The sequence below is a fragment of the Oceanicaulis alexandrii DSM 11625 genome, from assembly GCF_000420265.1.
GTDB lineage: Bacteria > Pseudomonadota > Alphaproteobacteria > Caulobacterales > Maricaulaceae > Oceanicaulis > Oceanicaulis alexandrii.
This window is the reverse complement of sequence record NZ_ATUP01000001.1, coordinates 1,085,414-1,097,187: the sequence shown is the minus strand read 5'-3', so window position 1 is coordinate 1,097,187 and position 11,774 is coordinate 1,085,414. Positions and strand designations below refer to the sequence as shown.

12 protein-coding genes are annotated in these 11,774 nt (G+C 62.9%); 6 read left to right on the top strand and 6 right to left on the bottom strand.

Annotation, left to right across the window (positions count from 1 at the left end):
- Positions 1 to 9: 9 nt before the first annotated feature.
- Positions 10 to 378, bottom strand: coding sequence for a cell cycle two-component system response regulator CpdR (cpdR, locus tag G405_RS0105350; protein WP_022700480.1), 369 nt, complete (start codon positions 376 to 378; stop codon positions 10 to 12).
- A 146-nt stretch (positions 379 to 524) separates the two neighbouring features.
- On the opposite strand from cpdR, the gene G405_RS15085 reads away from it, so the two are divergent.
- The 3 genes from G405_RS15085 to hisN all read left to right on the top strand — a co-directional run bounded on the left by G405_RS15085 (position 525) and on the right by hisN (position 2,790).
- Positions 525 to 1,397, top strand: coding sequence for an N-formylglutamate amidohydrolase (locus tag G405_RS15085; RefSeq protein WP_022700479.1), 873 nt, complete (start codon positions 525 to 527; stop codon positions 1,395 to 1,397).
- 168 nt (positions 1,398 to 1,565) lie between these two features.
- On the top strand, positions 1,566 to 1,958 hold the full coding sequence (locus G405_RS0105340) for a helix-turn-helix domain-containing protein (RefSeq protein WP_022700478.1): 393 nt from the start codon (positions 1,566 to 1,568) through the stop codon (positions 1,956 to 1,958).
- Between the two features lie 28 nt (positions 1,959 to 1,986).
- The gene (gene hisN, locus G405_RS0105335) at positions 1,987 to 2,790 is read left to right on the top strand and encodes a histidinol-phosphatase (RefSeq protein WP_022700477.1); all 804 of its coding nucleotides are present in this window, start codon (positions 1,987 to 1,989) and stop codon (positions 2,788 to 2,790) included.
- A gap of 54 nt (positions 2,791 to 2,844) precedes the next feature.
- On the opposite strand, the gene G405_RS0105330 is transcribed toward hisN, so the two are convergent.
- Entirely contained in the window at positions 2,845 to 3,813 is a 969-nt protein-coding gene (locus G405_RS0105330; protein WP_028284556.1) for a class I SAM-dependent methyltransferase, read from the bottom strand.
- 282 nt (positions 3,814 to 4,095) lie between these two features.
- Here G405_RS0105330 and G405_RS0105325 point away from each other — a divergent pair, with 282 nt between their 5' ends.
- Positions 4,096 to 4,566 (top strand): Hsp20 family protein, encoded by a 471-nt coding sequence (locus G405_RS0105325; protein ID WP_022700475.1) that lies wholly within the window; start codon positions 4,096 to 4,098, stop codon positions 4,564 to 4,566.
- Positions 4,567 to 4,717: 151 nt separating this feature from the next.
- Here the strand turns inward: G405_RS0105325 and G405_RS0105320 are convergent, their stop codons facing one another.
- The 4 genes from G405_RS0105320 to gpmA all read right to left on the bottom strand — a co-directional run bounded on the left by G405_RS0105320 (position 4,718) and on the right by gpmA (position 9,564).
- Positions 4,718 to 6,775 carry an NAD(+) synthase gene (locus G405_RS0105320; RefSeq protein ID WP_022700474.1) on the bottom strand — a complete coding sequence of 686 codons (2,058 nt, stop codon included), beginning with the start codon at positions 6,773 to 6,775 and terminating at the stop codon, positions 4,718 to 4,720.
- A gap of 76 nt (positions 6,776 to 6,851) precedes the next feature.
- Complete coding sequence (locus G405_RS0105315) at positions 6,852 to 8,150, bottom strand: pentapeptide repeat-containing protein (RefSeq protein WP_022700473.1); 1,299 nt, start codon at positions 8,148 to 8,150, stop codon at positions 6,852 to 6,854.
- Between the two features lie 100 nt (positions 8,151 to 8,250).
- Complete coding sequence (ribD, locus tag G405_RS0105310) at positions 8,251 to 8,838, bottom strand: bifunctional diaminohydroxyphosphoribosylaminopyrimidine deaminase/5-amino-6-(5-phosphoribosylamino)uracil reductase RibD (RefSeq protein ID WP_022700472.1); 588 nt, start codon at positions 8,836 to 8,838, stop codon at positions 8,251 to 8,253.
- 6 nt (positions 8,839 to 8,844) lie between these two features.
- Positions 8,845 to 9,564: a 2,3-diphosphoglycerate-dependent phosphoglycerate mutase gene (gpmA, locus tag G405_RS0105305; RefSeq protein WP_022700471.1), complete on the bottom strand. Its 720-nt coding sequence runs from the start codon at positions 9,562 to 9,564 to the stop codon at positions 8,845 to 8,847.
- A 179-nt stretch (positions 9,565 to 9,743) separates the two neighbouring features.
- Between gpmA and G405_RS0105300 the strand changes: the two genes are divergently transcribed.
- Positions 9,744 to 10,733 carry a KpsF/GutQ family sugar-phosphate isomerase gene (locus tag G405_RS0105300; RefSeq protein WP_022700470.1) on the top strand — a complete coding sequence of 330 codons (990 nt, stop codon included), beginning with the start codon at positions 9,744 to 9,746 and terminating at the stop codon, positions 10,731 to 10,733.
- Between the two features lie 87 nt (positions 10,734 to 10,820).
- Positions 10,821 to 11,753: a Gfo/Idh/MocA family protein gene (locus G405_RS0105295; protein ID WP_022700469.1), complete on the top strand. Its 933-nt coding sequence runs from the start codon at positions 10,821 to 10,823 to the stop codon at positions 11,751 to 11,753.
- Positions 11,754 to 11,774 lie beyond the last annotated feature (21 nt).

Below are 11,774 nucleotides of genomic sequence, written 5' to 3'. Positions count from 1 at the left end.
CGGTGGGGCTCAGGCCGCCGCCATCACCTTGGCGACTTCGTCCACGAGGTCCCGCAAGTGGAAGGGCTTGGAGAGCACTTTCGCCTGGTTCGGCGTCGCTTCGCCGGCATTGAGGGCCACGGCAGCGAAGCCGGTGATGAACATGATCTTCAGGCCGGTGTCGATCTGAGCGGCGCGGCGCGCCAGCTCGATCCCGTCAACACCGGGCATGACGATGTCCGTGAGCAGCAGCTCATAGGCGCCAGGGGCTTCCCCGAGCGCGTCCAGACCTTCCTCGCCATCGGCTACGGCGTCTACCTCATGACCGGCGCGATTGAGCGCCTTGGCCAGGAAGTCACGCATGGAGTCGTCATCTTCTGCGAGCAGAATGCGGGCCATCGCCGCCCCCTTGTTTGTTGTCCACCGGTATCGACGCTAGCGTGAACTCGTAAAAGTCCGCTGAACGCATGAACCCGGATGCAGGTTTTTTCTCAGTGCATCGTATGTCTCATTGACCTGGCTCGCACAGCGATGACAATCACGAAATGACGTCCGTTGATGATTATACCATTGGCCCGATAGAGGATCCGGTGATTGTCCACGCACCGGAGGTGCGGACTTCGCCGTTCATCTTCGCTTCCCCTCATTCAGGGCGGCGATATGAAAAGGACTTTCTTGACCAGGCGAGCGCGCCGCTCTCGGTCTTGCGCCGGTCTGAGGATGCCTATGTCGATCGTTTGTTCGCTCATGTCCCGGCTCTCGGCGCCAGTTTTGTGGAAGCGATTTTCGCGCGGGCCTTCGTGGATCCCAACCGAGGCCCCGACGAGCTTGATGCGCGCTTGTTTGACCGCGCGCCAGAGCAGGGGTTCAGTGCACCGAATGCGCGCACCTCAGCAGGACTGGGCGTGGTGCCGCGTCTGGCCGCAGACGGGCGATGTATTCATCCCGGCTTGATTTCCTATGCGGAAGGGCGCCGTCGGATAGACCGCTATTACCGACCCTACCACCTTGCATTGAAAGCAGAAATTCATGCCGCCACTGAGCGGTTCGGCTATGCCGTGGTGATTGACTGCCATTCCATGCCGTCCTCCAGCGCCCGCGGTGCGGACATGGTTCTGGGGGACCGGTTCGGTGCGTCTTGCGGTCGAAACCTCGTTAATCATGCAGAATCGTATTTTAAAGAACTCGGGTTTACGGTAACCCGGAACCGTCCGTATGCAGGGGGGTATACGACCGAGCATTATGGGCGCCCCGTCAGCGGCGTTCATGTTATGCAACTGGAAATCAATCGCGGATTGTATTTGCGAGAGGTTGAAGTTCGGCCTTCTGCGCGTATGGAGAGCCTGAAGGAGCGCCTGATAAAGTGGACTAAGTCCATGGTTTTTACAGAACACTCAGGTAGACTTGCAGCAGAGTAAAGTGTTTTGGAAAGCATATTTCAAACCTCTTGCCTCTGAAGAGTTTTGTGCTGTTGCGTTCACTTGCTACGCGAAGATGAGTGTGGCATATCTCAACAGTCATTGAAGTGTCGTGTTGCGGTGATGACGGGGGAGTCGCAACAGAAAGTTTGATCGAGGGTTTTCACAATGACCAATGCAATTGACCATCATGTGGGAAAGCGTATCCGTCGTCGCCGCCGTCTGCTGGGCCTGACGCAACAACAGCTCGCGCAGTCTGTCGGCATTCGCTTTCAGCAAATTCAGAAATATGAAAGCGGCGCCAACCGGGTGAGCGCATCGCGCTTGTTCGAGCTTGCAGAAGCGCTGGATGTTCCGGTTCAATATTTCTACGAAGGTCTGCAAGGCTCTGGCGAGTCTGCGGCTCCGGAAGGCGAGAACGTCGCTGCTGACGTGCTGTCGCAAAAGGAAACGCTGGATCTCGTTCGAGCATACTACAAGCTCAATGAGCGTCCGCGCCGTCGCCTGCTCGAGCTGGCGCGGTCTCTGGACCCGGATGCTCGTGGCGAGAGCGCTGCCTAATCTCAGGTCTGTGTAAACTGAGAGACTGATGCCTGATCTGGATATGGACGCAGAGCTGGCGATCGCTGCTCGACTTGCGGACGCCGCTCGTCCTATTGCTCTGAAACATTTCCGGACCGGGCTGAGCGTCGACGCCAAGCCTGCATCTGAATTTGATCCCGTCACCGAAGCGGACCGGGCGATCGAGGCGCAAATGCGCGCCTTGCTTGCTCAGTGGCGTCCGGAAGACGGCGTGCTGGGCGAGGAGCAGGCCGAGACTCCGAGCCGTTCAGGTCATACTTGGGTTCTGGACCCGATTGACGGCACGCGCGCTTTCATAGCCGGCCTGCCGACTTGGTGCGTGCTCATTGCGCTTTATGGCCCCGACGGCCCGCTGCTTTCCATCATTGATCAACCGTTTACGGGGGAGCGTTTCAGCGGCGTGTCTGGTCGCGGCGCGTGGCTTGACCATGCGAGCGGACGCGAGCCTCTGAAGACCCGCGACTCCGTGTTGCGTGTCGAAGACGCCATCGTGTCCACCACCGATCCGGGCCTGTTTACCGGCGCCGAAGCTGACGCGTTCGCCCAGATCGCGCAAAGCGCGAAGGTTCGGCGTTTCGGATTGGACGCCTACGGTTATGCAGCGTTGGCGTTGGGCGGTGTGGATCTGGTCATTGAAAGCGGGCTGAAGCCCTGGGATGTGGGCGCTCTCATACCCGTGGTCAGCGGGGCGGGCGGCGTCATCACCAATTGGCGGGGCGGACCGGCTCATGAAGGCGGCCAGCTGATCGCTGCCGCCAATCCTGGATTGCACGCCCAAGCGCTCGAGCGGCTTGCGGGCGCAGCGCTCTGATCCGTTAAAGAAAAAAGCCGGCCCGGATTGTTCCGGGCCGGCTTCTTCTCAGGCTTACCCGCCTGCATCACCTTCGGGTTTGAAGAACAACAGGGTCATGCGATCTGATTCACCGATTGCGTCATAGGGCGCGCGGTCAAACTCGGGGTCCGCAGGCTCGCCAAAGGCGGATGAACGTGAAACCGGCGGCAGGGTCCACACCCCGAACGGATGGTCCGCCGTGTCCATGGAATTGGCGTTGACCTCGCTGCTGTCGATCAGTTCAAAGCCCGCTTCCTCGGCCATGGAGATGACGAGGTCTTCTTGCACATAGCCGGTGCTGGCGCGGGGGTCCTGGACACGGTCCGCCGGCAGGCGGTGCTGCACCAGACCCAGAATGCCGCCCGGGGCGAGCACGTCATAAAAGTCGCTGAAGGCTTTTTCCGCCGCGCCGCGGCCCATCCAGGAATGGGTGTTGCGGAAGGTCACGATGGCGTCGACCGAGCCAGGCTCGCCCAGCGGGCCGCTTTCGCTGTCGAAGGTGGCGAGCTCGACATCGCCGAACCGCGGATCGTCGAACTTTTCCACGAAGCGCGCCTGAAAGGCGACGGCGCGTTCATTGTCGGCCGGAATGTCGGGCCAGACAGCGATGTACTGGCCGCCATTGGCCGTGATCCAGGGCGCCAGAATGTCAGTGTACCAGCCGCCGCCCGGCCAGATCTCCATCACGCGCCAGGATGGATCAATGCCGAAAAATTCCAGCGTTTCCATCGGATGGCGATAGGGGTCACGCGCCTGGTCTTCCTCGCTGCGCCACTCGCCGCTCATCGCCCAGGCCAGGGTGCCGGCTTCGGGGCGGTTTTCCTCCATCATCGCCGCTTCGTCGGCGGCCATGTCATCTTCGGTCAGCGCGGTTTCGCCGTCATCACTCATTTCGGCGGATGGCTCAGACGCGGTCATATCGTCCTCAGCGGGAGGCGCGCCGCACGCCGTCAGGAAGGCGAGGGCGGATGCAGCGGATAGTAGGGCGGTCAGACGTGTCATGGGCTCACTCCGGATTGGCCATAATTGCGTTTATCATAAAGGGATAACGATCCGCGCCACAATGGCGCTCGCGCGCCTCGGGACGCCAGTTTGAAAAAAATCTCCCCTCCCTCTTGCGAGGGCTGACGCGCTTTCCCAAATCTTTGGATGTAAGGCCGCCAAACGGGGCTTTACGGATTGCCGGACAGGCCGCGCTGCAACAGGCGGGCGGTTTGGATGGCGGACCTTGAACCATACACAGCCCTTGCGAGGGCCCGATCGCTTCCAAGGAGGATCGACACCATGCGTACCACTGATTTCACCCCGCTTTACCGTACGATTGTCGGATTTGACCGTCTGGCCAATATGATCGACAACGCGGCAAAGCTGGAGCCTTCGGGCGGCTACCCGCCTTACAATATCGAGCAGCTGTCCGAGCATGAATACCGGATCGAGCTGGCCGTCGCCGGATTTGGCGAAGATGATCTGGATCTTCAGGTTCAGGAAAACGTATTGACCGTTTCCGGCAAACGCATCCCGGCTGAGGATGCGGAGGACCGCAATTATCTGCATCGCGGCATCGCGGAACGCTCATTCGAGCGCCGCTTCCATCTGGCCGACCATGTCCAGGTGCGGGATGCTTCGCTTGCGAACGGTTTGCTGTCCATCCGTCTGGAGCGGGAGATTCCCGAGGCCAAGAAGCCTCGCCGGATCGCCGTAAACGGCAAGACGGATGCGAAACTCATCTCGGCGAACAAGGCGGACGCCGCCTAGCCGAGACAAGGCCCGGTCGGACGGACGTGCGTCGTCCCTCCCCCCGATTGTCGGCGTCTGGCTGATCGGGCCGCACTTTCTTTGACGACCTTCCCCTGATTTCAGACTTTGGCGGCGCTTCATCCTCAAGACGAAGCGCCGCTTTTTTATGTCAGAGAATTTCGTCCTTCAGGGCGGCGACGGCGTCACGCCACACTTTCGCGCTTGAATCAGAGGGCATGCGCCAGTCTCCGCGCGGGCTGAGGGCGCCGGCCGAGGTCAGCTTGGGGCCGTTGGGAACCGCAGAGCGCTTGAACTGGCTGGTCCCGAAAAAGCGCCGAGCGAACTCACCCAGCCAATGCAGGATCGTCTGACGATCAAAGGCGCGCTTGTCCGCCGCGCTCACATGGGGCGGCCAGTGGCCGCTCTCCGCGTCGCTCCAGGCCGCTTCCGCCAGAAAGGCGATTTTGGCGGGGCTGAAGCCGTGACGCACCACATAGTGCAGGAAGAAATCATTGAGCGGGTAGGGGCCGATGGCGTCTTCCGTGCTCTGGATCGCGCCGTCTTCGCCGGCCGGGATCAGCTCGGGCGAGATTTCGGTGTTCAGAACATCCAGCAGCGCTTTGGAAACCGGCGCGCCGTATTCCTCGCGCCGGGCGGCCCATCCGATCAGGTGCTGGACCAAGGTCTTCGCCACGCCGCCATTCACATTGTAATGGCTCATATGGTCGCCGACGCCATAGGTGCACCAGCCCAGAGCCAGCTCGGACAAATCGCCTGTGCCGATGACCAGCCCGCCCTCATGATTGGCCAGGCGGAACAGATAGTCGGTGCGCAAGCCCGCCTGCACGTTTTCAAAGGTGATGTCGTACTGATTGGCGCCGTCTGAATAGGGATGATCGAGATCGGCCAGCATGCGTTCAGCCGCGGGTTTGATGTCGATCTCGCGATGGGTGGCGCCCAGGCCCTCAATCAGCGCCAGGGCGTTCGACCGCGTCCCCGCCGAAGTGGCGAAGCCGGGCAGGGTGACGGCGAGAATGCCGGCGCGGTCCAGCCCCAGCCGGTCAAAGGCGCGGGCGGTGACGATCAGCGCTTGCGTTGAATCAAGCCCGCCGGACACGCCGATCACGGCGGTTTTGATCCCGGTCGCCTTCAGGCGCTGGACCAGTCCCTGGACCTGAATGTTATAGGCCTCGTAGCAATCCTCATCGAGCCGGTCGGCGTCGTTCGGCACGAAGGGAAAGCGCGCGACCTCCCGCTGAAGGGGGATGTCCGCCTCAAGGTCCGGGTCCAGCGTGAAGCCGATTCGGGAGAAGCTGCGCAGGTCCTCCACATGACGGGCGCAGGAGTCACGCCAGGTGGATAGGCGTGCGCGCTCAGAGGTGATGCGGTCAAGGTCGATATCAGCGAAAAGCGTAGCCGGCGCATCATTGAGGAAGCGCTCGCCCTCTGCGATGAGATCGCCTTGCTGGTAGGCCAGAAGCTGGCCGTCCCAGGCCAGGTCCGTGGTGGATTCGCCGGTTCCGGCGGCCGAGAAAATATAGGCGCCCTGGGTGCGGCGAGACTGGGCGTCGCACAGGGCGGCGCGTTCACGCGCCTTGCCGATCGTGGCGTTAGACGCGGAGAGGTTGACCATGACGGTTGCGCCCGCCAGCGCCCCATACAGGCTGGGGGGAATGGGCGACCAGAAATCCTCGCAAATCTCCGCATGCACCACGAGGCCCGGCGCATCCAGCGCTTCAAACAACAAATCGGTTCCGAACGGCGCGATGTGACCGCCAACCGCAATTGTATCTTCGATCACGCTCGAGGAGTCAGCGAACCAGCGCTTTTCATAGAATTCGCGATAATTGGGCAGATAACTTTTGGGCACGACGCCCAGAAGCTGGCCGTTCTGCACCGCGAGCGCGCAGTTAAACAGCTGCCCGGCGCTGCGCAGGGCGCAGCCGAAAAAGATGAGGGGGCGCAGACCTTCACTGGCTTCGATGATCCGGGCGGCGGCGGCTTCTGAAGCGTCCAGAAGCGCGTTCTGGTGATGCAGGTCATCCACCGAATACCCGGTCAGCCCCAGTTCGGGAAACAGCGCCACGGCGGCGTGACGTTCATGGGCGGTGCGCACCAGCCCGATCAGGGTCTCGGCGTTGCGTAGCGGATCGGCCAGATGCACCTCGGGCGCAAAGGCTGAAATCCGGGCGAAGCCATGGCGATAGATATTCGTGAAAGCGGTCATCAGGTCACCGGTCAGAGGGGCGTGCGCCCCTTATGCTCAGGATGAGTATTTATCGGCTGACGGGGGAAACGTCCACTCAGGCGGCGTTGATATCGATCGCGTCCGTCAGGTCTTCGACCGTTTTGGTGAAGTTTGCGCCCAGCTTGGCGCCGGTGAACAGGGCGCGCGTGAACACGGCCTTGCGGGCGTCTGCGCCATGAAGGCGAGCAAAGGACATATCCGCGCCTTCAGCGTTCAGATGATGCAAATCGGCGCCGGACAGATCCGCGTAGCGCAGGCAGGCCTCGGCGATAGAGGCGGCCAGAAGCCGGTCATTGGGCAGGACGAGCGGGCCCAGTTGCACTTCGCGCAGATCGGCGTTGTTGAGCTTGGCGCCTTTGAGGTCCGCGCCGCGCAGGTCCGCGCCGCGCAGCGAGGCCATACGCAGATCCGCGCCGGAGAGTTTCGCGCCCTGCAGCTCCACGCCCTCCATGTCGAGGCCGTAGAGAATGGCGTTGCGCGCCTGCAGCGCGGTGAGGTTCCGGCCAGCCAGAGATTTCAGCCCGCGCAAATCCTTGTCGTTAAACGTGGAGGGCTCTCCCTCCGCGCCGCCGGTTTCGCACCATCTTGCATGACGGTCGAGCGCCTTGGCCGTCTCCCCGCCCGGATCGGCGATTTCAGGCGGCGGCGCGTCGCGCAAGGCGCCTTCCATATTGGCGCGCTGGAACTGGGCCATGTCCGTCTTCGCGCCGATCAGCACGCAATCACGCATGTCCGCATCGCTGAGGTCGGCGCCATACAGGTCAGCGCCTTGAAGATTGGCGCCGGGAAAGCGCGAGCCGCGCAGATTGGCGCGAGTCAGGCGCGCGCCGATCAGAACCGCGTCGGTGAAGTCAGAGGACTGGGCGACGGCGCCGGTCATCTTGGTTTGTGACAGGTTCGCGCCCTTGAAGCGGGCTTCGCTGGCTTCGCCGGCGCGTTGCTCATGGGTGATGACGGCGAGGCCTTTTTCGCGATCCACCTGGGCGATGGCGCCTTCGCGCAGATCGGCCTGGCTGAGATCGGCGCCGGTCAAGTCCGCGCCGCGCAGGATCACGCCGCGCATATCCGCCCGGTGCAGCACGGCGCCCGACAGGTTCGCCTGGCGCATATCTGCGGCGAAAATGGTCGCACGGGTCAGGTTGGCGCCGGAGAAATTGGTGCCTTCCAGAATGGCGCCGGACAGATCAGCGTCGGCGAGATTGCGACCGGACAGGTCCAGGCCCTTGAGAATCTTGTAGGAGAAGTTCGCCCGCGCGCCGCCCATGCGCCCGTTCATCAAGAACTCGTGCTTGCGACAGGCGTCATCAACCTCAAGCTGGCTCATGGGCTGATACTGGATGGGCTTGCCGATCATCTGCGGTCCGTTGCGGGTAAGGGCTCACGCGCCCAGAGAGGCGTAGTGTGGACGCAGTCCTCTTAACGCTATCTTGTCGCAAAGCGCGCAGATGCGGTTTTTACACCTGCCGGATCCGCGTCAGGCCGGCTTTGCCGAGACGGTCCAGCGCCAAATCGACGCTTTCGCCCGGCTCAAGGTTCAGGTCTGCGTCGAAAAGCGCGGGCCGCAAATCGCGCGCCAGCAAGGGCCGTCCCGTCTTCAGCCTGTGAAAAAATCCGGCGTTCATCGCCAGAGCCTGCGCTTCCCGCACGCCCTCCAGAACGTCGATGCCCGCGTCTTCCAGCATGGCGGCGCCCCGTCCCGCCACATGCTCGAACGGGTCGCGGCAGGCGATGATCACTTCAGCGGGACGCGCCTTGATCAACGCCTCGGCGCAGGGCGGCGTCTGGCCGTAATGGGCGCAGGGCTCCAGCGTGACGTAAACGCTCGCGTCTTGCGCGGCGTCACCCGCCTGCGCCAGCGCCTGGGGTTCGGCATGGGGGCGACCGCCCGGTGCGGTGGCGGCGGCGCCGATAATCCGGCCTTGCCTGACGATGACGCAGCCGACGGACGGGTTCGGCGCTGTTGCGCCGAGCCGGGCATAGGCCAGCGCCAGCGCCGCATCCATGTAGCGCAAATCCTCGACGCTGACCGGGCGCGCGCTCATCGGGTCTTAATCCGCAAAACTCAGGGGCTGGGCGCGGTCTTCATCGAGATAGCGCGCGGAGGTCGGCTTGAGGCCGTCCAGCTCGATCATCAGCGGATTGCCGGTGGGCACCTCCACCTTGACGATGTCGTCGGCGGAGACGTCAAACAGCATCTTGATCAGCGCGCGCAGGGAATTGCCGTGCGCGGAGATCAGGATGTCTTCGCCGGCTTTGATTTTTGGCGCGATCGTGTTGTGGAAATAGGGCGCGACGCGATCAAGGGTCAGCTTGAGGCTTTCCGTGCCGGGCAGCAGCGCCGGATCGAGCTTGGCGTACCGATCGTCAAAGCGTGGATGGCGCTTATCGTCTGCATCCAGCGCGGGCGGCGGGATGTCATAGGAGCGCCGCCAGATCTTCACCTGCTCATCGCCATGTTTCTCGGCGGTTTCCGCCTTGTTCAGGCCCGTCAGCGCGCCGTAGTGGCGTTCGTTCAGTAGCCATGTTTTCTCGACGGGGACCCAGACCCGGTCGACGCCCTCGAGCGAAAACCACAAGGTGCGGATGGCGCGTTTGAGCACCGAGGTGCAGGCGAAGTCAGGTTTGAAGCCGGCTTCGGCCAGCAATTGACCGCCGCGCTTGGCCTGTTTGACGCCTTCGTCAGTCAGGTCCACATCCACCCAGCCTGTAAACCGGTTCTCAAGGTTCCAGACGCTCTGGCCGTGACGGGTGAGCACAAGACGGGTCATGATGGCGTTCCTTTGACGGACAGACTGCTGTGGCGCGCGGTTTACCCCTTTTACCGCCTGTCCGTCGAGCCCATCTGCAGACGCATCCGTGTCTAGCCTGTACGCGCCCGGCTTGGTACAGGGGGCGCCCACCCGCCTTAGACTCGGTTTAGAGCCGGGACAGACCAAGGGAATGGACCATGTCGCCGTCCGAAACCGCTCTTCAAACCGCTCCGATCCTGGAGGCCATGCGCCGCACCTTGAGCCTTGAACAGGACGGCCTGGCGCAACTGAGCGCCGCGCTGGACGAGGTCAGCGTTGAGGCTGTGCGCGTGATCAGCGGGCTCAAGGGGCGCCTGATCTGCGCAGGCGTCGGCAAATCGGGCCATGTGGCGCGCAAGATCGCCGCCACGCTCGCCTCCACCGGCACCCCGGCCTCTTACGTGCACCCGGCTGAAGCCAGCCATGGCGATCTGGGCATGATCACGGCGGATGACGCCGTGCTGGCGCTGTCAAATTCCGGCGAAACCAAAGAGCTGGGTGATCTGATCGCCTATTGCCGCCGGTTCGGCGTGCCGCTGATCGGCATGACTGCGGGCGCGGAGTCTACGCTGGCCAAGGGGTCTGACGTGGTGTTGCTGTGTCCCAAGGCGCCGGAAGCGTGCGGAGAGACCCGGGCGCCCACGACCTCGACCACCATGATGATGGCGTTCGGCGACGCCCTGGCGGTGGCCTTGATCGAGGCGCGGGGCTTCACCGCGACCGATTTCGCCCGGTTTCATCCCGGCGGCGCGCTGGGCTCTGCGCTGGCGCGCGTGGATGAGCTGATGCACGCCGGCGACGCCATACCGCTCGCGCCCGAACTCGCCAGCATGGGCGACGCCCTGATCGTGATGAGCGAGAAAGGGTTCGGCTGTATCGGCGTGACCGATGGCGACGGCAAGCTGTCCGGCATCGTCACCGATGGAGATTTGCGCCGCAAAATGGGCCCGGATCTCATCGAGCAATCGGTGAAAAGCGTGATGACGGCCAGTCCGGTCACCACCAAGCCCGGTGCGCTGGCGTCCGACGCCCTGCGGATCATGACGGCGGGGAACCGCAAGATCACGCAACTCTTTGTGTGCGACGATCAGGGCAAGCCCGTGGGCTTGTTGCATATCCACGATCTTCTGCGCGCCGGCGTCAGCTAGGCGCGGCGATACGGCCCTTTGCCTCTGGCCCAAACGCGTTTTATGACACCGCACACCGTTCAGCCTACAGCATGACAGGGCATCTCCATGACCAAGACGGCGACCTCTCCCTTGCGCGCAGGCGTTATCGGCGCGGGTGTTTTTGGCGGCTATCACGCTGGCAAATATGTCGAGAACCCTGACACAACGCTGACGGCGATCTTTGACCCGGACGCGGAGCGGGCGCAGGCGCTGGCGGGTCAGCATGACGCGACGCCGTATTCCGATCTCGACGCGTTTTTGCAGGCTGTGGACGTGGTCACCATAGCCAGCCCGGGCGTCACCCATGCCGAGATGGGCGCCAAAGCGTTGATGGCGGGCAAGCCGGTGCTGATCGAAAAACCGCTCGCCGTCACCGGTGAACAGGCAGACCGTCTGGTCGCGCTGGCGGCTGAACATGATCTGGTCCTAGCCTGCGGGCACCAGGAACGCCTGGTCTTTGACGTGATGGGGCTGACGGCGATCCAGACGCCGCCCAAGCGCATCACCGCCTGGCGCGAAGGGCCGTGGAGCGGGCGCAGCACCGACATTTCGGTGACGTTTGATCTGATGGTGCATGACCTGGACCTCGCCCTGACCCTGATCGGTCAGCCAGAGGCCGAAACACTGAGCGTTGAGGGCAAGACCGAGCGCAGCGACAGTCTGGACGAGGTGAGCATCGAGGCGCGCTTTGAGAACGGCGCTGTGCTTGACCTCAAGGCCAGCCGCATCGCTAACGACCGCCGCCGCGGCATGGTGGTGGAGTATGACAGCGGCGTCATCGAGATCGATTTCGTGGCGCGTACCTTCAACAACACCACCGGGTTTGACCTCAATCCCGATTACATGGACACGCCTGAAGGCCGCGACCCGCTGGGCGCGAATGTGGCGCGGTTTGTCGATGCGGTGCTGGGAAGGGCGGACGGTCCCGCCGCGTCCGGCGAAGCGGGCGCCGCCGCCGTGCGGTTCGCGCAAGCTATAGACGCGATGGCGGCGCAGTAGACGTCACACTTGTTTGCTAAT